The organism is Methanosarcina vacuolata Z-761, from assembly GCF_000969905.1.
Lineage (GTDB): Archaea > Halobacteriota > Methanosarcinia > Methanosarcinales > Methanosarcinaceae > Methanosarcina > Methanosarcina vacuolata.
This window is the reverse complement of record NZ_CP009520.1, coordinates 2,296,349-2,319,231: the sequence shown is the minus strand read 5'-3', so window position 1 is coordinate 2,319,231 and position 22,883 is coordinate 2,296,349. Positions and strand designations below refer to the sequence as shown.

The 22,883-nt window shown below is 39.5% G+C and carries 19 protein-coding genes; 13 read left to right on the top strand and 6 right to left on the bottom strand.

From position 1 onward, the window contains the following. The first annotated feature begins 245 nt into the window (after nucleotides 1-245). Both MSVAZ_RS09655 and MSVAZ_RS09650 read left to right on the top strand, forming a co-directional pair. The gene (locus tag MSVAZ_RS09655; protein WP_232316045.1) at nucleotides 246-2,726 is read left to right on the top strand and encodes a plasma-membrane proton-efflux P-type ATPase; all 2,481 of its coding nucleotides are present in this window, start codon (nucleotides 246-248) and stop codon (nucleotides 2,724-2,726) included. Nucleotides 2,727-3,034: 308 nt separating this feature from the next. Next, on the top strand, nucleotides 3,035-3,934 hold the full coding sequence (locus MSVAZ_RS09650) for a mechanosensitive ion channel family protein (protein ID WP_231592163.1): 900 nt from the start codon (nucleotides 3,035-3,037) through the stop codon (nucleotides 3,932-3,934). A 173-nt stretch (nucleotides 3,935-4,107) separates the two neighbouring features. Here the strand turns inward: MSVAZ_RS09650 and MSVAZ_RS09645 are convergent, their stop codons facing one another. The 3 genes from MSVAZ_RS09645 to MSVAZ_RS09635 form a co-directional block, all read right to left on the bottom strand. Beyond that, nucleotides 4,108-5,013, bottom strand: a complete 906-nt coding sequence (locus MSVAZ_RS09645; protein WP_048120554.1) for a mechanosensitive ion channel family protein — start codon at nucleotides 5,011-5,013, stop codon at nucleotides 4,108-4,110. Continuing rightward, the gene (locus MSVAZ_RS09640; protein ID WP_232316044.1) at nucleotides 5,014-6,072 is read right to left on the bottom strand and encodes a hypothetical protein; all 1,059 of its coding nucleotides are present in this window, start codon (nucleotides 6,070-6,072) and stop codon (nucleotides 5,014-5,016) included. A 468-nt stretch (nucleotides 6,073-6,540) separates the two neighbouring features. After that, nucleotides 6,541-6,873, bottom strand: coding sequence for a hypothetical protein (locus MSVAZ_RS09635; RefSeq protein ID WP_156151031.1), 333 nt, complete (start codon nucleotides 6,871-6,873; stop codon nucleotides 6,541-6,543). 892 nt (nucleotides 6,874-7,765) lie between these two features. Between MSVAZ_RS09635 and frhA the strand changes: the two genes are divergently transcribed. The 6 genes from frhA (at nucleotide 7,766) to MSVAZ_RS09610 (ending at nucleotide 15,094) form a co-directional block, all read left to right on the top strand. Continuing rightward, nucleotides 7,766-9,136 (top strand): coenzyme F420 hydrogenase subunit alpha, encoded by a 1,371-nt coding sequence (frhA, locus tag MSVAZ_RS09630; protein ID WP_048120550.1) that lies wholly within the window; start codon nucleotides 7,766-7,768, stop codon nucleotides 9,134-9,136. 148 nt (nucleotides 9,137-9,284) lie between these two features. Continuing rightward, nucleotides 9,285-9,614: a hypothetical protein gene (locus MSVAZ_RS20840; RefSeq protein WP_198146730.1), complete on the top strand. Its 330-nt coding sequence runs from the start codon at nucleotides 9,285-9,287 to the stop codon at nucleotides 9,612-9,614. Beyond that, entirely contained in the window at nucleotides 9,533-10,357 is an 825-nt protein-coding gene (frhG, locus tag MSVAZ_RS09625) for a coenzyme F420 hydrogenase subunit gamma (protein ID WP_048120548.1), read from the top strand. The genes MSVAZ_RS20840 and frhG overlap by 82 nt, the downstream gene beginning before the upstream one ends. Further along, on the top strand, nucleotides 10,350-11,225 hold the full coding sequence (gene frhB, locus MSVAZ_RS09620; protein WP_048120547.1) for a coenzyme F420 hydrogenase subunit beta: 876 nt from the start codon (nucleotides 10,350-10,352) through the stop codon (nucleotides 11,223-11,225). The genes frhG and frhB overlap by 8 nt, the downstream gene beginning before the upstream one ends. Nucleotides 11,226-12,174: 949 nt before the next feature. After that, nucleotides 12,175-14,178, top strand: a complete 2,004-nt coding sequence (locus MSVAZ_RS09615) for a TIR domain-containing protein (RefSeq protein ID WP_048120546.1) — start codon at nucleotides 12,175-12,177, stop codon at nucleotides 14,176-14,178. Nucleotides 14,179-14,794: 616 nt separating this feature from the next. Beyond that, the gene (locus MSVAZ_RS09610; protein ID WP_048120545.1) at nucleotides 14,795-15,094 is read left to right on the top strand and encodes a carboxymuconolactone decarboxylase family protein; all 300 of its coding nucleotides are present in this window, start codon (nucleotides 14,795-14,797) and stop codon (nucleotides 15,092-15,094) included. 129 nt (nucleotides 15,095-15,223) lie between these two features. On the opposite strand, the gene MSVAZ_RS09605 is transcribed toward MSVAZ_RS09610, so the two are convergent. After that, complete coding sequence (locus MSVAZ_RS09605) at nucleotides 15,224-15,457, bottom strand: DUF2795 domain-containing protein (RefSeq protein ID WP_048120542.1); 234 nt, start codon at nucleotides 15,455-15,457, stop codon at nucleotides 15,224-15,226. A gap of 785 nt (nucleotides 15,458-16,242) precedes the next feature. Here MSVAZ_RS09605 and MSVAZ_RS09600 point away from each other — a divergent pair. Both MSVAZ_RS09600 and pspAA read left to right on the top strand, forming a co-directional pair. Further along, nucleotides 16,243-16,995 (top strand): PspA/IM30 family protein, encoded by a 753-nt coding sequence (locus MSVAZ_RS09600; RefSeq protein WP_048120541.1) that lies wholly within the window; start codon nucleotides 16,243-16,245, stop codon nucleotides 16,993-16,995. Between the two features lie 2 nt (nucleotides 16,996-16,997). After that, a complete protein-coding gene (gene pspAA / locus MSVAZ_RS09595; RefSeq protein ID WP_048120538.1) occupies nucleotides 16,998-17,276 on the top strand; it encodes a PspA-associated protein PspAA in 279 nt (92 codons plus the stop codon). 139 nt (nucleotides 17,277-17,415) lie between these two features. Here pspAA and MSVAZ_RS09590 read toward each other — a convergent pair whose 3' ends face one another. After that, on the bottom strand, nucleotides 17,416-17,871 hold the full coding sequence (locus tag MSVAZ_RS09590; RefSeq protein ID WP_197078750.1) for a universal stress protein: 456 nt from the start codon (nucleotides 17,869-17,871) through the stop codon (nucleotides 17,416-17,418). Between the two features lie 543 nt (nucleotides 17,872-18,414). On the opposite strand from MSVAZ_RS09590, the gene MSVAZ_RS09585 reads away from it, so the two are divergent. Beyond that, nucleotides 18,415-18,867: a hypothetical protein gene (locus tag MSVAZ_RS09585; protein ID WP_048120536.1), complete on the top strand. Its 453-nt coding sequence runs from the start codon at nucleotides 18,415-18,417 to the stop codon at nucleotides 18,865-18,867. A gap of 477 nt (nucleotides 18,868-19,344) precedes the next feature. Here the strand turns inward: MSVAZ_RS09585 and MSVAZ_RS09580 are convergent, their stop codons facing one another. Further along, on the bottom strand, nucleotides 19,345-19,944 hold the full coding sequence (locus MSVAZ_RS09580; protein WP_048120534.1) for a thiamine-phosphate synthase family protein: 600 nt from the start codon (nucleotides 19,942-19,944) through the stop codon (nucleotides 19,345-19,347). A 486-nt stretch (nucleotides 19,945-20,430) separates the two neighbouring features. On the opposite strand from MSVAZ_RS09580, the gene MSVAZ_RS09575 reads away from it, so the two are divergent. Further along, nucleotides 20,431-21,207 (top strand): exodeoxyribonuclease III, encoded by a 777-nt coding sequence (locus tag MSVAZ_RS09575; RefSeq protein ID WP_048120532.1) that lies wholly within the window; start codon nucleotides 20,431-20,433, stop codon nucleotides 21,205-21,207. Between the two features lie 288 nt (nucleotides 21,208-21,495). After that, nucleotides 21,496-22,842: a Trk system potassium transporter TrkA gene (gene trkA, locus MSVAZ_RS09570; RefSeq protein WP_048120530.1), complete on the top strand. Its 1,347-nt coding sequence runs from the start codon at nucleotides 21,496-21,498 to the stop codon at nucleotides 22,840-22,842. The last annotated feature ends 41 nt before the right edge of the window (nucleotides 22,843-22,883 follow it).

The window sequence follows — 22,883 nt, the reverse complement described above, 5'->3', positions numbered from 1 at the left end:
TTTTTTCGCAAATGGGATATCAAACTCCTGCAGTTATTTGTACTAAATAATATAATACTTATTTATATTATATTACTAATATAATAACTTACCCATATTATACAGCGAAGAGCCGAATTTTATCGGGTTTATGATACAGGTTTACAACTGCGAAAAATGACAGGTTCGGAAGAAGAGGTCCAAAAAAAGAGGTCCAAAAGAAGAGGTCCAAGAGAAGAGATCAACAGTACAAATAAGTCTGAATTTTGGACATTTTTATTGGGAAAACACGGATTGGGGGCTTATTTATAGGGGAAAATATAAAGCTCAAAATCGATGAAATAAAGGATTCGCCTGCAGATGAAGTCCTGAAAAAACTTGATTCCAGTAATAAAGGACTTTCTTCATCGGAAGCTGAAAATCGGATAAAGCAGTATGGTTATAATGAAATTTCCGAAAAGAAGGTCAACCCACTTAGAAAATTTTTAGGTTATTTCTGGGGTCCAATTCCCTGGATGATCGAAGTGGCAGCTGCAATTTCAGGTATTATCCATCGATGGGAAGACTTTGTGATCATCTCCTTGCTCCTTATCTTAAATGGGGTTGTGGGGTTCTGGCAGGAACATAAGGCTGACAATGCGATTGAACTTCTTAAGAAGAAAATGGCCCTGAATGCCAGAGTACTCAGAGAAGGACAATGGACCCAAAAACCTGCACGGGAACTGGTCCCTGGAGATGTTGTCCGTGTACGTTCAGGGGATATTGTTCCTGCTGACCTCAAACTCCTCGAAGGAGAATATCTGCAGGTAGACGAATCAGCCCTAACGGGAGAATCCCTGCCTGTAGAGAAAAAATCTGATGGCATTGCCTATTCAGGATCCGTTATCCAGAAAGGGGAAATGAATGCTCTGGTTGTGGCTACAGGCATGAATACCTATTTTGGAGAGACAACAAAACTGGTGGCTGAAATTCGGACCAGGAGCCACTTTCAAAAAGCTGTCCTCAAAATCGGAAACTACCTGATTGCCCTTGCAGGCTGTATTGTTGCAATTGTTTTAGTTATAGAAGAACTTTTCAGGCACACTCCTTTTCTGGAAACCCTCCAGTTTGCTCTTGTTCTGATAGTCGCTGCAATTCCTGCAGCCCTTCCAGCAGTAATGTCCGTTTCAATGGCTGTAGGAGCTACCGAACTTGCAAACAAAGGAGCTATTGTCAGTAAACTTGTCTCCATAGAAGAAATGGCAGGAATGGACATTCTATGTTCGGATAAAACCGGTACAATTACCCAGAACAAGCTAAAATTATCCGAGTTAGTGCCTTTCGGAGACTTTAAAGAAAACGACCTTCTGATCTATGGTTCTCTTACTTCAAGAGAAGAGGATAATGACCCGATTGACAATGCGATCCTCCAGAAAGCGAAAGATACGGAATCCCTTGAAGAGAAAATGAAAACTTATGAAGTGACAAAATTCACTCCATTTGACCCTGTCATAAAGCACACTGAAGCTACGGTTAAAGGACCCGAAGGAGAGTTTAAAATTGCCAAAGGCGCACCCCAGGTTATTCTGGGTATGTCAAGCAATAAAGAAGAAATAAGGCAGAATGTAGAAGAAAAAGTAAATTCTATGGCTTCAAAAGGATATCGTGCCCTGGGGGTTTGTGTAGAAGAGGACGGAAAATACAGGTTTGCAGGACTTTTTGGACTTTATGACCCACCGCATGAAGATTCCGCTGAGACCATAAAGACGGCAAACTCCCTTAAAGTAGACGTGAAAATGGTAACCGGAGACCATCTTGCCATTGCTAAAGAGATAGCAAGCCAGGTAGGCCTGGGTACGAAGATAGTTACAGCTGATGATTTCGTAGAAAAATCCGATTCCGAAGCCCAGGAAATTGTAGAGAAGGCTGACGGTTTTTCCCAGGTATTTCCCGAACACAAATACAGGATTGTTGAACTCCTTCAGAAAAAAGAGCATATTGTTGGCATGACGGGCGATGGGGTTAACGACGTCCCTGCCCTTAAAATGGCTGATGCTGGAATTGCTGTTGCGGGGGCTACAGATGCTGCAAAATCCGCTGCAGATATAGTGTTTACAATTTCAGGGCTCTCGACCATTATTAACGCGATAAAAGAAAGCCGTAAGATATTTCAGAGGATGAAGAGCTATTCTATCTATAGAATCGCTGAGACTGTAAGGGTGCTTTTTTTTATTGCCACTTCAATAATTGTGTTTAATTTTTATCCTGTAACTGCTATAATGATTGTTTTGCTTGCTATTCTCAATGATGCTCCTATAATGGCTATTGCGTATGACAATGTAAAATATTCCTTAATGCCAGAAAAATGGAATATGCGTGAAGTCCTGAGAATGTCCACATTTCTGGGAATAGTAGGTGTGGTTTTTTCTTTTGCAATATACTATATCGGAGCCAGAGTTCTTTATCTCAGTCCGGGTGTACTGCAGTCTTTTATATTCCTGAAACTTGCAATAGCCGGGCACCTGACCATATTCGTTGCCCGCAACAGGGGGCACTTCTGGTCTCCTCCTCCGGGAAAACTCCTTTTTTGGGCTGCAGTGGTTACAAAAGTATTGGCAACGCTCGTTGCAGTATATGGATTCTATATATCTCCAATTGGATGGAAACTGGCAGGTTTTGTCTGGATTTACGCACTTGTGGCTTTTGTTATAACCGATTTTATGAAAGTGAAACTTTATGAGATAATGGACCGCAGAAGGTGGTTTTGAAAAGACGAAGTGAAATAAGTGAAATATATGCGTCTTTGGCTAAGAGTCTATCCGAAAAGTCAGTAATGCATGTTGAAAAATCACAATCGAGCTATAATATCTGAGTATCCGTTCCGGTTTTACATATTGCCGCTTGTTAAAGTTACAGCAGGTAACTACTTTTCGGATAAACTCTTAGTCCAAAACTAACATTGACCGAATCAAGCATCAAGGAGTCTCGGTCACTGCAGCCATATTGATATATAAAAGACATTATATTTATATGCATGAGGGTTATCAGGAGACTGAATATTTTTATTTTGCTCATTTTGATACTTTTTATCGCATATATCCGATACCTGACTAACTTTTACATCTTCGAGGACCGGTCTCTCCTGGATGCTCTTCTCATCTCTTTGCTTGTGATTTTTCTGGCCTATATAATAAATTCCATTACCGGAAATCTTATTCTTAGAAGAGTATCAACTGCCAGAGACAGATACACTCTGAGGAAAACTGCATCTATCCTTATCACAGTACTCGCTTTTGCCGCACTTTTTGCAATCTGGTTCAAGAGAACTAGCACCCTGTTTATTGCCTACGGGATTCTCAGCGCCGGAGTCGCAATTGCACTTCAAGACCTTTTGCGAAACATAGCCGGAGGGATTCTCCTAATTTTGTATCACCCTTTTAAAGCAGGAGATCGGATTCAAGTTGAAGACAATGTAGGCGATGTGCTCGATATAGGGAGCATAAGCACCACAATAATGGAAATAAGGGAATGGGTGGATGCAGATCAGTATACTGGCAGAATTCTCCATATTCCTAACAGCTTTGCCCTCAATAAGACGATAAAAAACTATACTAGGGATTATTCCTTCATCTGGGATGAAGTTCGGTTTTTACTTATTTATGGGAGCAACTGGAAAAAAGCTGAAGGGATTGCTCTCAATGTTGCAGGCTCAATTTTAGGAGAGTTCGAAGACCTGGCACAGAAAGAACTCCGTCAAATGGGACAAAAATATTTTATTACTACCTATGATGTACAGACAAAGCTCTATATGAAAATGGAGGAAAATTGGATCGAAATGCGGTTAAGATATGTAGTTGAACCCAGGAAAAGGAGAGCAATCAGCCACCTTTTGGTCTCAAATATTCTTGAAGCCCTGGAAAAAGAAAAAGACATAATGGTTGGAACTGCTACAAGTATCGACCTTATGGGGCGATAATTCTCTGGATGTAGCGATTTCTCTGGATGTAGCGATTCAGTCTGAACAAAACAAATACAATCGCCATCGTCATTTATGAATTCTCTGGATGTAATGCTTCAGCCTGAAAAAACAAAAGTAACAGACATTGTTATCAAGACTCAAAGAAAAAACTTTTGTGAATTTGCTCTCTTTTATCTGGAATCTTTAAGACCTTCTGCATTTGACCCCATATTTCTCCGAGTTGTAGCTTCTGATTCATACTTTTCTTCTATTGAAGGAATATTCAAAATATGGAGCTGGGGAGCCCTGATCCCATTCTTCTGGAATTCTACCCAGGCTCTTGTGTGAACATCGGATTCAAACTTGAACTGGTCCCTAAGGTCATTGACATAAGCTTTGGCCCTTAACCTCGTGTAGAATGGAAGGGCTTTATGCAGCAGAATAACAGGCCTTTCTTTGGAGATATAAACGTATTTAGAGCTCACGACTGCTTCCCATAAAATTCTCATTGCAGTTTCTACATGTGACTCTCCTGCAATATACAGGTCTATTACAACCATCATTTCCGAGACCCCATAATTTGCACTGGCAACGGTTTCTTTGAAAATCAGGCTGTTTGGGGCTGTAACGACATTAGCATCAGGCGTGAACAGTTTCGTTGACCTTAGACCTATATCAGTAACTTCTCCAAAATAATTCCCGATTGAAATCTTATCCCCTATCTGATAAGGTTTTTCAAATGTAATTACCAGCCCTCCAACAATATCTGAAAAAAGATCTTTAAGCCCAAATCCAATGGCTGCACCCAGAAGTCCCGCAAGGAGAAAGATCTCCGGTCCGAAAATTTTGAATATTTCTCTAAAGATGAAATAAAAAGCTATGAGGTAGATTACAAATTTTATGATCGGAATAACTACTTCTACTTTTATTCTGCCAGTGTGGCTCAATTTTTCTGAAAGTTTTAATAAGAGAATGGTAATGATCCTTCCAAGAACATATGCAATTAAAAAAATAAGAGCCATAGTTATGAGGGTTTGCGTATCAACTGACCTGAAAATTTCTAATAATTGCTCCCTGCTTGTGTTCCCGTCTACCACTTACCACACCAGCCTCAGTTTTTCCATATATGTAGTAACACTGCTCAAGGCTTCAGGCCTGACACGATATGAGTCATTTTCATCTTTTAAAATAAGTTCCTGGCTTAAGAGCTGGTAGAGAATTTTGTCCACGCTCGACATGGGGCCCATTATTTCGGTGATTTCAGATTTTGTAAGGCCCTGATAAGAAAGAATAAGGCTCAAAGTAAAAGCCTCTTCATATTCAAGGTCTACTTCATACGAAAATTGGCCTATATTTTTAGGCTTCATAACAGGATAGTCAAGACCAAGCTCCCAGATTCTCAAAGCAATTCCGGGGTTGCCTTTTGATTCCAGGTAAAGCTTTTCAAATACCTGGTCTTCAGCAGCTTCTATTTTTTGTTTTTTCAGAAGGCGATTCTTGAGATAAGATATATTTATTTTAGGAACAAGAATGAAAATTTTTTTGCCCAATAATGCTAGCTCTAAAGGATATTTCATTATATAGAAGAAGGGTTCTTCTTCGGATTCTTCGTCTTTAGCAAATTTTATCTCATCTTTTTCATATCTGTTGAGAATAAAAAGTCTGAGATTTTCCTTTTCAAAAGCAGGGATGAAGATCTGTACTGGAAAATATTTTCCAAGCCCGAAAGCTTCGTTTAAGAATTTCCAGGAATTAGTGTTCCAGGTAGTGATAAATATCCTGTTCTGAAAACTAATCATATCCAAAAACTCATAAAAGATATCAAAACCACCTGGCTTTCTCATATACAGGAAATGACAGTTATCAAGAATTACAATTTTTTTTGTATCATCCGGGAGGGAAATTTCGTTTTTATTCTGTACAATTTTAGAAAAAGTGATTTTTGCTGCCCTGTTTAAATTTATTCTCTCTATTTTGTCGCTCAGGGTAGTTTTTCCTTTAAGAGGTTCGGCTACAATGGCTATATTCAGCTTTTTTCCCGTCTCAAAATCAGCAATTGTTGACTGGATTTTCTCGATCTCCTCCCTTAATCCGAGAACTTCCACAAAGTCCTTTTCCCTGGAACTGCTATGCTGAATACCCACCATATTCTCCATATTATATTTTGCTTATTGCACTTAAGATGTGTCTCTTCGCTGTTTCATATGGGTCGAAAATAATTATATCCTTAGTTCCGCGTTTTTGGATACATAGCCTTTTCTATTGACACCGAATTGTGTTCTTAAGTTTAAGCTCACGAGTTATTTCTGTCTCTTCGTTGTTTTGTGTGGATGTCCTCGTAATGTCTCCACAAAAACCAATGCTGTCTTGAATTGAAAATCATTTTATCCATTGGGAATGACGAAGAACCCCATTCTCATATCTAAACCGTGATCTTCCGCATAACATATTTGGAATTTTATTCTTTTAGGCACGAGCAACAGATTAGTTATGAGTTTTCTCTGTTCTTGTCACATTCCATATTTTTGTCATTTTCTGCATTTTTCATTTTCTGCATTTTTCATTTTCTGCATTTTTCATTTTCTGCATTTTTCATTTTCTGCATTTTTCATTTTCTGCATTTTTCATTTTCTGCATTTTTCATTTTCTGCATTTTTCATTTTCTGCATTTCTGTCATATTCTTCATATACACTGTTATGTTTCCGGTTATGTTTCCAGTCATTGGAATATTCTCCATATTTCCGGTCATATTCTGCATTGTGGTTATATGACCCCCGGTTATGTTTCCGGTTATGATTCCAATCATTGGCATATTTCTCATATTTCCGGTCATATTTTGCATTCCAGTCATTCCAGTCATGTTGCAAATCATGGTTCCACTTATACTTCCGGTTACGTTACCCATATCATTGATCATTATATTCTCAGTAATATTTCCGGTCATACTTCCAGTCATACCAGTCTGCGCTTGCGTTAATCCAAGAGAAAGAGCTAAGCATAGGATTAGCAGAGGAATTCTCAATATCACTTTCCTTCTTTACCCCCAAAAAAATTAGATCATTTGAATCTGGTGAATAAAATTGGTTTCATTGAATAAAACTAATTATATATTAATAAGTAAATAACAATTGGCCGTTTATAAATAATTAATCTTTATCAATTACAGAAACTAGTTTGATTTTTACGATATGAGGACGATTCAAGTTCGGATGCTTTGAAATATACGCCAAATGGCGAAAACAGACAATTTGGTAGCTTAAGCTAGAAATCAGCTTATGGTTGTATAGCCAGAAAAATAGAGCTGTCTGGCAGGCTACTTATGCGAGGCACAACGTTATTATATAGAAGTCAATATAATATTTTATGGATATAATTTGGAAACGAAATACTTGTAGGCACAGCACTAAGAAATCCTTAAGGTAAATCTGCGGTTCATGTCTAAATTTAGACGCGGGGGGTATAGTTCATCGACGTTCTGAGCCTTGCTCATTTCCTGAAGATCTCAGATTCATTCCTCAACGTACCAGGTATATCACTCCTTTAAGCTCAACTTTTTCACGTAGAAAGTTCGATGAGTCAGGAGTTTCCGATGAATCAGGAGTTCCGATGAATCAGGAGTTCAGGACTGATCTAAATATTGTTTTAGGAATACCGGGCTTTGTGATTTTTAAATCGATCAAAATTTTTTGTATTCTAATCGAAAACGATAGCTGTGCAATGGAGAAATAAGGGGGGTTAACGTACTTTATGTCCAGGGTGTATAGGAAACTATTTTAGAATAATCTCACAGAAAGTGCCTCAACTGCGGTACAGCCTGAAGAACACCGAACAGAAAACGAGGTATACCATTGACAAAAGTCATAGAGATCTCTCCAACCACAAGACACGAAGGCCACTCCAAGCTCACCCTGAAAGTGAATAATGAGGGTATTGTCGAGCGAGGAGACTGGCTCTCCATTACCCCAGTCAGGGGTATTGAAAAGCTCGCAATAGGTAAGACAATGGATCAGGTCCCAAAGATTGCCTCTCGGGTCTGTGGTATCTGTCCTATTGCCCACACCCTGGCGGGTATTGAGGCCATGGAGGCTGCGATTGGCTGCGAGATCCCCACGGACGCAAAACTCCTGCGGTTCATTCTGCATGCAGCAAACCGCCTTCACAGCCATGCCCTGCACAATATCCTGATCCTCCCGGACTTTTACATCCCGGGTACGGAAACGAAGATCAACCCGTTTTCTAAGGAGCAGCCTTTAAGGAGCATTGCAACGAGGATCTTCCGCATCCGCGAGATTGCACAGACCATTGGAGCCGTCGCAGGCGGAGAGGCTATCCACCCTTCAAACCCGAGGGTTGGCGGGATGTACCGTAACGTAAGTCCCAGGGCAAAGCAGAAGATTGCCGACCTGGCGAAAGAAGGTCTTGTCCTTGCCCACGAGCAGATGGAGTTCATGCTTAATGTAATCAGAAACATGCAGGACCGGGAGTTTGTCGAGGTTGCAGGCAAGCAGATCCCGCTTCCCAGGACGCTTGGATACCACAACCAGGGGGTCATGGCCACAGCCCCAATGTACGGCTCATCCAGTTTGGACGAGAAGCCCATGTGGGATTTTACCCGATGGAAGGAGACTCGACCATGGGACTGGTACATGGGTGAGGAAACCATCGATCTTGAGGACCCGAGCTATCCGATTGGCGGCACCACGAAGGTTGGCACCAGAGTCAATCCTCGGATGGAGGCCTGCAATACTGTTCCGACCTACGACGGCCAGCCAGTTGAGGTCGGCCCGAGAGCAAGGCTTGCTACCTTCAAGCACTTTACCGAGAAAGGCACCTTCGCCCAGCACATCGCCAGGCAGATGGAGTACACCGATTGCTGTTACACCATCCTCAACTGCCTTGACAACCTGGATACTTCGGGCAAGGTTCTTGCTGACAATATCCCTCTGGGAAACGGATCTATGGGCTGGGCAGCAAACGAAGCGCCACGCGGTACCGATGTCCACATCGCACGGGTGAAGGATGGGAGGGTGCTGCGGTACGAGATGCTTGTACCCACTACCTGGAACTTCCCTACCTGCAGCCGCGCTCTGACTGGAGCACCCTGGCAGATCGCCGAGATGGTTATCCGCGCCTATGACCCGTGCGTCTCGTGTGCAACCCATATGATAGTGGTGAACGAGGAGAATAGGGTAGTCGCCCAGAAGCTCATGCAGTGGTGAAGGGAATAAAACTTGCGGATTTTTGGGGGACTCGCAAGCTCAGGTGGCTCACCGTTAACGAACTCTTCTTGGGGGGTTACAAGAATGTCCACTCTGGGTCTGACCGAACCGATCCAGTATATTAAGAACGGTATCCTGATCCAGGTCCTTGCCATACCAGAAGAAATACATTTCTGCCCTTGAGATGGTCAACCTCAAGATGGTCATACGGATACGAAGTACAGAGAGCCATTTCAGACACTGTATCCGGGATACTGAAATCCGGGATACTGAAATCCGGGATACTGAAATCCGGGATACTGAAATCCGGGATACTGAAATCCGGGATACTATAATCCGATATACTGTAATCCGATATACTGTAATCCGAGATACTGAAGGGAATCGGGATGAATTATGGAACTGCTTAAGAAGGTGGAAGCTACAAAGGAGGCGAAACCAGTGGCAAACAAGATCAAGCTCGGGCATGTACACTTGAGCGGCTGTACCGGCTGCCTCGTGTCCGTGGCCGATAACTATCAGGGTTTTCTTAAAATCCTGGACGACTATGCCGACCTCGTCTACGGCCTCACTCTTACCGACGTTCGGCATATCCCGGAGATGGACGTGGCAATCGTCGAGGGATCGGTCTGCATCCAGGACCGTGAATCTGTGGAGGATATAAAGGAGACACGGAAGAAGTCCAGGATCGTTGTGGCCCTCGGCTCCTGCGCGAGCTATGGTAACATCACCCGTTTCAGCCGTGGCGGGCAGCATAATCAGCCTCAGCACGAGTCTTACCTCCCTATCGGAGATCTAATTGACGTGGATGTTTACATTCCAGGATGCCCTCCAAGCCCGGAGCTTATAAGGAACGTCGCTGTCATGGCGTACCTGCTCCTTGAAGGAAACGAGGAACAGAAGGCCCTTGCAGGCAGGTACTTAAAGCCTCTCATGGACCTTGCGAAGCGCGGCACGACCGGATGCTTCTGTGACCTGATGAACGACGTGATTAACCAGGGACTCTGCATAGGCTGTGGCATTTGCGCTGCATCCTGCCCGGTGAGGGCGATAACGCACGAGTTCGGGAAGCCGCAGGGGGACCTTAACCTCTGCATCAAGTGCGGCTCCTGCTATGGCGCCTGTCCGAGGTCGTTCTTCAACTCTGATGTGATTTCTGAATTCGAAGCAATCAGCGAGATAATTGCTGGAGCGCTTAAGGAAGGTGAGAAGGATGATTGAAGATCCGTATCTCGGTAAATACCTGACATGCGTCTCGGCACGTAGCACGGACAAGGAGATCCTCAAGAAAGCACAGGACGGCGGCATAGCCACCACTCTCATGGTTTATGCACTTGAGCAGGGGATCATCGACGGGGCTATTGTGGCAGGCAAGGGTGACCTGCCATGGAAGCCCAGACCGTTTGTTGCGATGAGCCGTGAGGACATCCTCAAGGCACAGAGGGCGAAATACAACATCAGCCCCCAGATCTCCTGGCTCAAGGAGGCAACACGGTCATTTGGTCTCGACAAGGTTGGGATTACCGGTGTTTGCTGCCAGATGCAGGCGGTCAGGAAGGCTCAGCTCTATCCCATCAACATGAGGGATGTCCCGGGCAAGATCGCTTTCACAGTAGGGCTCTTCTGCATGGTGAACTTTCCATATGATTCCATACAGGCCCTTGTTGAAGATCACGCAAACCAGAGCCTCAGTTCCGTGAAGAAGATGGAGTTTGGGAAGGGAAAATTCTTTGTCCACACCGAGCGCGGAAATGTCACTACCGTCCCTCTCAAGGAGACGCATAAGTACGAGCAGCCAGGCTGCCATGTCTGCCTCGATTATGTATCTAATCTCGCTGACATATCTACCGGCTCGGTTGGAAGCCCGGATGGCTGGTCTACAGTCTTCATTCGCACAAAGGTAGGGAACGAGATCTGGTCTAAAGCAGTCGCTGAGGGATTGTTCGAGACAAAGCCCATCGAAGAGGTCAAGCCCGGTCTTGGGCTCGTCATGAAGCTTGCGAAGGAGAAGATCGATAAGAATCGGAAGACGCTCGAGGAACGCAGGAATTTTGGGGTTAATAAGGCGTTAAGGGACCCTTACGCCTAATTTTTTATTTTTTCTTTTTTGAAACTATTTGATTGTCTAACTGAATATGTGGATGTGGTTTATCCCAAATTTAACTTTTTATTTCTGTAGCTCATTCATCAGGGTTTGTAACCGAAGGGTTGAGGATAAGCCTAGCAGTGTAGAGGTATTAAACTCAGGAAAATAGATGATAGACAAACCCTCACCATTATAGATGATAGACAAACCCTCACCATTGATTTTTCTCCATCAACTTACAACTTGATTGAACTTCTTTAACATATATCGGTCTTCTTCTCTTTTTAAAGTCATCATATTTTTTAAAAATATAACGATTTTTTGGATTCACACTTAACCAAAAAAAAGGAATTAAACTATTATGGAAGATCTCGAGGTTATAAATAATTATATGTTCAAATACAGATAAAAATCTGTTTTTATATCGTAAGACGAATATTTGGAGATATGTCTGATGGCCTTTTGGCAACTGCATTAATTAATTATATATAATGATGTAATTTTATTATTTGAAATATATCTACATATTTTCCAATAAAAATAACAGTAAATAGAATAGATGCAAAATTTCTTTCATGCACTGCGCTATATTGTTTGCAACCATTTAATAGATTTTGATTTTTTACCCCAGTGCAGAAGTCCTTTAATTATCATCTCCAAATAGAAAGCAAGGTTACCAAGACACAAAAACATAATTGAAGACTTTGTGTTATATTTTGGGCACCCTCAGTAAAAGTGGATATTTTTGCATATCCCGTCAAAAAAGGTTTAGTTGTTTAGATCAAAAAACTCTCTAAAAGCATATAGGCTAAATCTGCCTAGATTTGCATCTGACATGTCTCATCTGCTTTCAGGTTATAATCAATATCTTTCGACGTTCTAAGAGTATATAAAAATGATATCTTCAGCATATCCTACTTAAGTATTCACCCAAGAAATAAAGGTGTTAGATATGAATAAGGAAATTAAAGATATTTTAACTACTATTGATAAAGCTTTTAGCTATCCTGTTTATAATGGAGATATTTCTAAACCTGTGTTAAAAAAAGATTCACTGCAATTTTTTTTAAAATCTAGGAAACTGATCCTATCTGATCGTTCAACAAAGGAATACGAGGCTTTAAAATACTATTGGTTAGGGATTCTGAGTAGATACATAAACGTGGTAAATAATCAAAGAAATGGTTTTAATTTAAAAAATATTTTTTTTAGTAAAAGTTTTAAAAAAGAAAATCAAGAGGATTTTTTTCAATGTATGATGATGGCAATTAAAACTGACCCTGAATTTTTTGAGGCAAAGATTGCTTTATCTGAAGGTAATAAATACCGTGATCCTTATTATTATCCGGATTACGAAGACCTACGAACCGGGAAGGTAAATTTTAAAGATAAAATCACATATTCAAAAAAAAATACTGGTTCGATTGAACTAATTCGTTATAATCATTCTATTATACCCGCAGTTGTGATAAAACATTCGACATCGCAAATTCGTTCACAATTAAATGATGATACCCACGCAAGCATAATTATTTCAATTGATGCAGTTCCTCCTTCACTTCCTGCTGTAATGCATGTCCTTCCAGTTGTTTTTGATGACTTTGATGACCCATTATGGCAGAATATGTATCTAAATTTATTCCCTATATCTCAAGAAATCAATGGTATACATATTATTCAACATGAGGATTTACCTATATCGGGTTTAAATACTGCTTTTAGACTATGTAGAGAATCCAAATGTGCTATTTTTGTATTAGATTTGTATAACAATATTTTGTTATCAAAAATAGTGAATTCTCAGCCAGCAAGTAACATTACATTAGATGAAATGTCACATGTCTTACAGATAATTGGTGAAAGCAATATAAAAATAAATTATTTAACATTTGCCAATTTTATTGATATTCATGATAAAAAATATGTAATTGAAACTAAAAACCCAAAGGGGAAATTAATTCGTATACCTTCAAACAGAGATATAGGTGAATCAATTAAATACGTGTGCCATGTAAAGGCATATGACGACCGACTTACGATATCCAATTCATTAAAATCTTCTAAAAATATTGATATTTTTATATCGCATGCACATTTTGATCAAGAGCTAGTTAATAATATTAATAAATGGTTATTAAATATTTGGCCCTCATTAAAAATATATTGTAGCAGGCCAGAAGATAGAATACCTCTATTTCAGTTTGTCTACGAAGCTAGTAGTAAGTCAAAGTGTGTATTATATATAGCTACACCCGTAAGTATTCAACGTCCTATGGTTGGGATTGAACTAAGTGGGAATAAATCTATCATTACCGTTTTAGCGCAGACTTCATATAATGATATAAAACACATTCGGGATAAAGATTTGTATTGTAAAATTGATATGGAAAAAATTGTTGATATTTATGATAAAAATGGATGGGAAACACTTGCGAAAATGATAGCTAAAGTTCTTGGTCTTAATTTGCCAAATAATATTCCTAAAGGACCATGGATAAACAATGCTACTATGCCTTCTCATAACATAAAAAAATTAAACGAGGACTTTACAAAATTATATGTCGAATTTGTCACAAATTTTGGAATGGGTAAGAAACAGACCAGAGTTGAAGCAGAGCAATTATTGTATCTAGTAGAAGAAGAATTAATTAAATTGGGCGAAAAAGATGGTACAGTTATTAGTCGAAGAATGTTACCGCAGTTGAATACAGAAAATAGATTACTAGTAATAGCTTTAATTATTCCTGATAAAAAGATCATGGAAGAATTTTTCAATATGTTTCCAGCCTTAATAGATAATAAATTACTACTCACGTTGAAGCATACAATGAATCGTTTGAATTCTTCAAATTCTCAAGATTCGTATGAAAAAGAACAAATTAAAATAGAAATAAAACAAACTAATTTAGCGATTGAAATAGTTGAAAATATAATAAAGAATAAAAATAATAATTAGTATAATATTATATGTGAGAATTTAGATATTAGGGAATATTTCAATAACTAATGAGTACAATTTTTTATCCCAGAACTATTTCGCTTTTTTAATTTCTTTTATTGTAGTTATATATTGAGCCTATCCCAAAAGCCATTTAGTTCTTAATCATCAAGAATTTTCAGAATTGTTTTCATGATCAGAAACTTGATTGATTATTCGGAATACAGGATTCAGAGAAGCAATTTTGAGTTTTGGGATCAGCTCATAGACTATGATCCAGACTTGCTCTCATAGTTGCTGCTAACAATGTGCCAGCTATAACGAGCTTTTTATGGCAGCTACATATTCTTCTTTTCTTCTTTTTTTCAAGCGACCGCCCGATATCTGCTCACTTCGTGAGCATGCGGGCGTGGAGGGAAGTTTTCAGATATATTTTCAAAAGAAATTTGGCAACTCTTTCAGAGTCAATAATGCGCTGCGGGACCCTTATGTCTGAAAAACATATTTTTTATCGTCAAAAGTTAGAAGGAAGGACTTTAAATTAATTGATGAGTATAATAATTAAAAAAACGGATTTAATAAATGGAATAGGCAATAAAATCAAGATTCCTTCAAGAGAAACGGAGATGGTACATTGACAGAAAATCCATTACAGGTTATTGTGGACCAGGACCCTCAATTATTTGCCCTGCTTGAAAATACACGCGAACTTGCTTTCGTGGAGGACGGAATACCTCTCAAGTACAAATTGCTGCTTGCAATGTCCCTGGATGCAGCTAATGGTGCGGTAAACGGAGTAAAATTCCTTGCAGTTCAGGCTATGCAGGAAGGGGCGACAAAAGAAGAAGTAATGCAGGCAATAAGAATAACTCAGTATATTTTTGGAGTTGGAAGCGTTTATACAGCTTCTGAAGCCCTTAAGGACATTATGTAAAGAGAGTAAAAAATATCGGGAAAATTTAATTATAGAGCACTTTATAAAATCAGGAACGAGATCATTGAAAATAGATCTGCCGCATTTGCGGCAGAATATTAAAACAAATGAGAAAATTACTTACTTTTTTTAGACTGGGACCCCCATGTAAGTTTTATGAAGTTCTTCTGCAATATCTTCAGCGCTATTGTACTTTTTGTCAGGAAGCATGCCAAGTTCCCGCAGTATATCCGGAATTGCTTTACTTTTTCTTGCTTGTTCAATAATCCCGTTCTTTTCTATAGGAAAATCCAGATTTTTAAATATTTTTTGAATTTCAATAGGAAGTTCGGTAATGTATCCAGCTTTGTTTTCAGTTTCCATTTTATTTCCCCTTTATTTTTGTTTAGTCTCCTTATTCCCTGGCGACATCTACAGCTTTTCTGTACTCCTTTTCCGAAGAGTATTATATTTATAGAGTGTCTCCCATAGCGTTTTTATTTATAACTTAACATATTCCTTCTTTGCAAAATATCAATACTTTTTGAAGTTTCAGAAGGAATATGAACTTTTTTAGTAGGAATTATAATGGCGATTTACTATTTAAGCATTAACATTATTCTGTAATAATATCTTAAAAATTAATACTTCAATTTATTTTGGTAACAATATATAGTTTAAATTAGAAATTTTTAATGATATATTTAAAACAGAAATGAACTAAAATATGTGCATTTAAAGAAAAAAGATAAAAATATTGGAGACTTGATCGGTAATTCATAACAGGGTTCAGAGAATTTTGGCTCTTCGTCATTTCATATGGGTAGTTTGAACTCTAACTTTCTGAATTTTATCTATATTATAGTAATAAAATACTTAATGTTTCGATGCCCTCTAGCATTTCTTTTTATTAACTGTACAATACTGTTAATGGTTTTAGCAACCTCAATTATTGTCTCTAATCTGCTGCTGAGTGGTAGTTCACAGATAGGAATATAGGTAAGCTAATTATATTACTCCAACGAAAAATAGATAAAAAACAAATATACAAAAATAACAGAAATACCGGATTAGGTGTCGGAAAAAATTTGTCAGAAATAATAAAGAAAGCACAGAAACTGCAAATCTATTCGACTTGAGATCTTTAAAAAAAGCAAAGGGGAAAGTACATGGGATTATTCAAAAGGATGGAAACAGTATTTAAATCGAAGATGAATACAGTGCTTAACAAGATGGAAGACCCTAGGGAAACACTGGACTATTCCTATGAGAGGCAACTTGAACTGCTTCAGAACGTGAAAAGAGGAGTTGCGGAAGTTACAAGTTCAAAAAAGCGCCTTGAACTCCAGCGTGCAAAACTGGTTCAAAATATAGACAAGCTTGAAGGGCAGGCAAGAGATGCAGTTGCTGCTAGTAGGGAGGATCTTGCAAGGCTGGCCCTTGAGAGAAAAGCAGCCCTTGCGCAACAGATCGAGGGAATCGACAGGGAAGTTTCAGATCTTGAAAAGCAGCAGGAAAAATTGATAGCCTCGGAAAAGCGCCTTTCAACGAAAGTGGAGATTTTCAGGACCCGGAAAGAGTCAATTAAAGCCCAGTACTCAGCTGCTGAGGCCCAGGTGAAAATAAACGAATCTGTTACCGGTATCAGCGAAGAAATGGCAGATGTGGGCCTTGCGCTCGAAAGGGCCGAAAATAAAACCGAAGAAATGAAAGCGCGGGCTGAGGCAATTGACGAGCTTATGGAAGCTGGCACACTCGAAGACCTTACAGGCGGCAGGGACGAAATTGATAGGGAACTTGCAAAAATCAGTGCCCAGAGTAATGTAGAATCCGAACTTGCCAGACTTAAGTCCGAGTCCGGAAAAGGGCCTGAAAAAGCAAAAACCGGAGAAGAAGGCACGGAAGAACGAAAGGAGGTCTGAAGTTGATAATCAGGATTATGGGTGAAGGCCAGTACAGGGCACCTGAAGCTCTCTGTGATGAACTGAACCAGATTGATAACCGGATTGTGGTTCTTGTTGAGGAAGGAAAAGTCGAGGAGTTCCGAAGCGAACTTGCCAGATTGATCTCCAAAATAAAGGAAAAAGGGGAGCCGATTGAAGCGGAAGAGCTTCTGAAATCCGATATTATCGTGCCCCCTGAAGACCTGAGCCTTGAAGAAGCAAAAGACGTGTTTAAAGGTTCAGGAATCTTTGAAGATTGAAGCTGTAACCTAAGAACAATAAAGAACAAATATACGAACAAGCCCTAAAGCAAATAGCTCTAAAGCAAATCTAAGAATAAATCTAAGAAATAATTTCCGACATCGTAAATAAGAATTAGCAGGCCCATAAGGCCTGCATTTACCGAATAACCATTACTGGAATCCTTGAATGCCTTACAACCTTTTCTGCAACACTACCAATAAGGAATTTTTTGATGCCTGTCAGACCCTGTGTGCCCATTATTATTAGGTCAATATTGTTTTCCTGAGCATATTCAAGGATCTTATCAGCAGGAATGCCTTTCAGGAACGCGGGCTTAACTTCAAGCCCGGCTTCTTTTCCCAGTTTTTCGACATAGTTAATTGCAGCTCTCCCCTTATCCGTAAGATATTCTTCCAATCCTTCGCTCCAGCCCTTGACCGTTCGTGTAGTTACTGCGTGCTGAGTCGAAATTACATAAAGAACGTCTACTTCAGCACCTGCTGCTTTTGCGAGATTAATTCCATAAGAAGCCGCTCTTTCTGCATTTTCCGAGCCATCGGTTGCAATCAGAATTCTTTTGAAATGACTTCCGTCCGTTCTATCCACTCCCATTTATGATACGATAAAGGCATATCTTCCATTCTTGCTTTAAAAGATATATATTCTTATTTTAAAATATATTACTTTTTATTCTTAATTAAAAAATGAGTGTTATCTTGAACTGCAATATCAACTAGAACGCTTGATATGGGATATGTTATCATGCGCAGGATAGCAAGAACTCTGTATAAAAATAAGTGTTACCCAGATTTATTCAATGTATTCTAAATATATCTCTTGAAATTTGAATCCGAGACTTTATTTTACAGTGGATAATATTTTGGGACTTATGCAGTTGAACTGAAGAGTCAACAGCATTAGACCGTAAAATCAACAGCATTAAACCGTAAAATCAACAGCATTAGACCGTAAACTGTCTAAAACTTTACTTTAATCCACAGTCTTTGTCGTAATTGATTTTGTTCCTCAAGTGCGTAAGTCCTATATTTGTTCAATGTATTCTAAAGTATAGTTTGGAATTTAAATGAAAGGCATTTAATGGAGTGAAAAGCCCTGAATATTTTAATTGAAATTCACGAATTAAGGTGGTAGATTTTGTCAAAAAAACGAGTTTTAGTTATCTTGCTCATTCTTGCAGCATTTCTCAGCTTTGGCTGTATCTTTAAAGAGGGAACAAAATTATCGGTTTCAAATAATGAGACTGAAATAAATGTCAGTTTTCCGGAGTCAGGTAATGGCAGCTCGTGCCCTGTAGGTTCTCAGCTTCAGGTCAAAGATCCGGCTACCGGAAAAATCCTGAATTTGACAATTACCGGAACCGAAAAATTTGAAAACAAAACTCTCTGTAGAGCTTGTGTAGAAACCGGTACTAAAGGAAATACTTCCAGATTCGAGTACATGTGGTCCGAAGATAAGAATACCACGGTCTGGACAAAATACGACAAGGATGGAAATGTCTCAGTAAGGTTCATCGACGTGGACGGAAAAAAGACAATCGTTGACGGAGCAGGAAGGACGCTTGAGCTTGGAAACTCGGGAGATGTTTAAGCCTATTTGAAAAGAGCCAATACTTATCTCTTTTTCTGCTTTTCATATGAGATATTTGATTTATATCCCTCTTTTTTTTCATTTTGTGTTCACACTTTTGTTTTCTATTTTAAGACCGCTTCTTTAATCGTACTTATGAGGACTCTTATAGCTGGCAACTATACACTCTCTAGAAAAACGATGGTTTTTCAAAATATTAAATTAATTGTGGCGTGCTATCATGAGGTATACTAACACAGCACATAATTTTAAATATTCAAAAATACTATTTAATATTGTGTAAATGCGAACAAACCGCGCATCTCAAAATGGATTTCGAACTCGGCAATCCCAACCTCCTGATGCCGGTTAATATTGAAGAGCCGAAAAACTGGTTTTCTTCATTACTCCATGGGAGGAGAGGGCTTCTATGACCCTTTCCCCGCTCCTCCCCACTTTCGGTACCATTTCCTGTTTTTCAAATATGGCCTTTTCTTTTTATCTCGTTCTTTGCCCTGATTCATGGTAGTTTCTGGCAAGCTCGCAGATCTGTTCTGCAACCTCTAGCGGGTCTTTTCCTAGAAGAATACTCACCGGCTCTTTTCCAACTGCACCTGTCTCGTAAAAGATCCTGGGTATTTTTCCCCCTGCAGCCCGAATAGCCTCTTCGACCATCCATGAGATAGCCTCCCCTTCTGTATCCTTCATATTATCAGGTTCAAAGCGCCGGTCTACAACTGAAAAATTCCATTCCTTTTCTTTACAGTAATCTTTCAAAAACTCGGCAATCTTCGGGTTATTTGCAAAATCTATAATAGACCTGATCTCAGAATCTTTTTTCTGGATTTCTAGCAGAAGATGAGCCATAAAGCCAGAAGCCCCGAATTTTATTCTTCCTATAGCTTTCGGAAACCCATCAACTACCGAAATCCTCCCATCGACTGCAAGAACATCTTCAGGAGTGGCTGATTCTTTTGAGGCATAAACAAAATTTGTTCGAACCTCGGGAATCAAAGATGAGAATTCCTCACAGTCTTCTATTTGTTCAAGCCCAAGATATAAACGCCCTATCATGTCTATCTTTTCATTAAGATCCATAACATCACGGCTCCCCAACCGGTTTTTCTTCTAAAATTTCCCCCATATCTTCAAATTTAGCCTTAAGTCAGTCGGACAATGGCGTGTGAAGCAAATTACAGGAAATTAGCAATTGTACTTTTATTTTCTTTAATATATAATTACTCAACATATAATTACTCCGAAAGAGGAAAGGAAACTTAAAAATGAGAGTATAAACAATCTGGAGTTTTGGGATCGACTCAATTATATCGACTCAATTATAAACTGAAAAAGTAGCTACAAAAAGCAGGTTGCAAAAAGTGGGTATCAGATTGGAGATTTTAAAAGCTGATTTGAGATCCTCAAAGCAGGCTTTTTGCATAGAATAGGGAGCATTTATTTACTAAAACTCTGAATTATTTCCAGTTTAATTTTGTTTACTTAATTCAGTTTAACGGCTTAAATTCTGTTTCTCCGGGTCCTTTATTGTAATGCAAAATTCCAAAAAATCGCTAGGGATAAAAAATGTCTGGTCAATATAATCTCATTTCCTGGAATGTAAACGGCCTTCGGGCTGCAATGAAAAAAGGCTTTCTTGAGCTTTTGCTGGAACAGAAATTTGATATTGTCTGCATTCAGGAAACTAAAGTTTCTCCTGATAAACTCCCGAGAGAAGCAAAGAACATTCCAGGCTACCACAATTATTTTGTCTCAGCAGAACAGAACGGCTACAGCGGGGTTGGGCTCTTCTCCAGGAAAAAGCCCCTGAAGCTCGAAACTGGCATGGGAATCGAAAAATTTGATAGAGAAGGCCGCTTTCTGCGGGCCGATTTTGAGGACTTTATCTTAATGAATATCTATTTTCCCAATGGCAAAGCCTCTCTGGAACGCCTGGAATATAAAATGAATTTTTACGAAGCTTTTTTAGATTACGCAAATGCCCTCAAAACTGAAGGCAAAAGACTTGTCATTTGCGGGGATGTAAATACCGCTCACAAAGAGCTCGATCTTGCCCGTCCCAGGCAAAATGAAATGATATCCGGTTTTCTTCCTGAAGAGCGGGCATGGATGGATAAATTCCTTGCTGCTGGCTATCTTGACACCTTTCGAATGTTTAATCGCGAAGGTGGAAACTATTCCTGGTGGTCAATGAGAACAGGCGCACGTAAAAGAAATGTAGGGTGGCGCCTGGACTATTTTTTCATAAGCGAAAATCTGAGAGAAAACGTAAAATCCTCCTCGATTTACAGTGAAATAATGGGGTCGGACCACTGTCCTGTAGGGCTTGAGCTTGAATTCTGAATTTAACTTGTAATAAAACTTTATAAAAATCAATTTCAATCGATAATATGAAATTCTTCTAATCACAGGCACAAAGAAATGAAAGTACTTGAAAGAACTTTCATGTCAAATGAGTACATAGTTAAGGTGTAAAATAAAATACACATCTTAAACGCTCTGAACCTTAAGCTATTCCTCTACATAAAGAGTATTCCTTAGAATATGCCCTTTTAAGTTCCCTTTTCCAAAGAATACTTAAGTAAGCAGGTTAATTTATCTGGAATCAAACTTTTTTTTCGAGGGAACCTTATGAAAGCAATAGTGATAGGGGCAGGCGAGGTTGGATATCATATTGCAAAGTTTCTTTCCGCCACACACGATGTAATTGTTGTCGAAAAAGATGAGGATGTCGCACGAAGGGCCGATGAACTCGATGTACAGGTTCTGGAGGGAAATGGTGCAAACGCTGATATTCTTGCCAATATAATTCACGATGCGGATATTCTGGTTGCTGTCACAGGTGTTGATGAAGTCAATATTGTTGCCTGTATGACTGCAAAACTGATCATAAGGTCTCATCCAGGATGGAAAGAAACAAAGACAATTGCAAGGGTTAGCAACCCTGATTATATCGATGTGCCTGTAACTTCAAGGTCTCAGGTTGGAGTCGATACAATGATCTGTCCTGAACTTGCGCTCGCCTCGGAGGTTGCCGAGGTCCTTTCGAGCCCGTCAGCTATAGATACGGAGGTCTTTGCCGGAGGAAAAGTTCAGATGATGGAATTTGCCATCCGTCCTGACAACAAACTTGTAGGAAAGCAAATCCAGGATCTCATGCTTGATGATTGCTGCATTGTCAGTGCGATTTTTCGAGAACATGAAATAATTATTCCTCATGGAAATGATCTAATTAAGGCAAACGACCATATGGTAGTTGTAGGCAAGCCCAGAGCTCTGGAAGAACTTGGCCGTGTCTTTGGGAACGTAGAACCTCACAGAAATAGAATTCTCCTGATAGGCTGCGGTATTGTGGGTTTTTATCTTGCCAAATTGATAGACAAAGATGAGAATGCCGACCTTAAGATTATCGAGTACAGGAAGAACCGCTGCATAGAAGTGGCAGAGATGCTGGAAAACGCTCTTATTTTAAATGGGGATGGCACTGACGTCAACCTTCTGAGGGAAGAGAATATCGAAGACATGGATGTCGTGCTTGCAGTTACGGACAATGACGAAAAAAATCTTCTGTGCTCGCTTCTGGCAAAGCAAATGGGGGCAAAGAAAGTGATCGCAAGAGCTGACCGCCCTGACTATGTGCCTCTTTTTGAAATGATTGGGATTGATATGGCAGTCAGCCCCAGGGAAGCAACCGTAAATGAAGTACTTAAGCTTACAATGGGAAAAGGTATTGAAAAGCTTACCATGCTGGAAGGTGAAAAGGCGGAAATCATAGAGTACACGACTTCAAAGTATTCAAAAATTATAGGAAAGGCCCTCAACAAGGTCAAGTTCCCTAAAGATGCAATCGTTACCACTATTGTTCATAATGATGACATCATCATACCTAGAGGAGATTCCATAATTCGGGAAGGAGACCGAGTAATAGTTTTTGCGCTTTCTTCCACGGTTTCGGCAGTGGAGAAATTTTTTAAGTAAATAATATATATATATAAAAAATTCAAAACAGTATATTAGTT

Excerpts from the sequence above, each read along its gene's own strand:
- MSVAZ_RS09640 (WP_232316044.1), bottom strand. The coding sequence starts at position 6,072 with ATGGAGAATATGGTGGGTATTCAGCATAGCAGTTCCAGGGAAAAGGAC.
- MSVAZ_RS09635 (WP_156151031.1), bottom strand. The coding sequence starts at position 6,873 with ATGACTGGAAGTATGACCGGAAATATTACTGAGAATATAATGATCAAT.
- frhG (WP_048120548.1), top strand. The coding sequence starts at position 9,533 with ATGGAACTGCTTAAGAAGGTGGAAGCTACAAAGGAGGCGAAACCAGTG.
- frhB (WP_048120547.1), top strand. The coding sequence starts at position 10,350 with ATGATTGAAGATCCGTATCTCGGTAAATACCTGACATGCGTCTCGGCA.
- MSVAZ_RS09615 (WP_048120546.1), top strand. The coding sequence starts at position 12,175 with ATGAATAAGGAAATTAAAGATATTTTAACTACTATTGATAAAGCTTTT.
- MSVAZ_RS09605 (WP_048120542.1), bottom strand. The coding sequence starts at position 15,457 with ATGGAAACTGAAAACAAAGCTGGATACATTACCGAACTTCCTATTGAA.
- MSVAZ_RS09600 (WP_048120541.1), top strand. The coding sequence starts at position 16,243 with ATGGGATTATTCAAAAGGATGGAAACAGTATTTAAATCGAAGATGAAT.
- MSVAZ_RS09590 (WP_197078750.1), bottom strand. The coding sequence starts at position 17,871 with ATGGGAGTGGATAGAACGGACGGAAGTCATTTCAAAAGAATTCTGATT.
- MSVAZ_RS09580 (WP_048120534.1), bottom strand. The coding sequence starts at position 19,944 with ATGGATCTTAATGAAAAGATAGACATGATAGGGCGTTTATATCTTGGG.
- MSVAZ_RS09575 (WP_048120532.1), top strand. The coding sequence starts at position 20,431 with ATGTCTGGTCAATATAATCTCATTTCCTGGAATGTAAACGGCCTTCGG.
- trkA (WP_048120530.1), top strand. The coding sequence starts at position 21,496 with ATGAAAGCAATAGTGATAGGGGCAGGCGAGGTTGGATATCATATTGCA.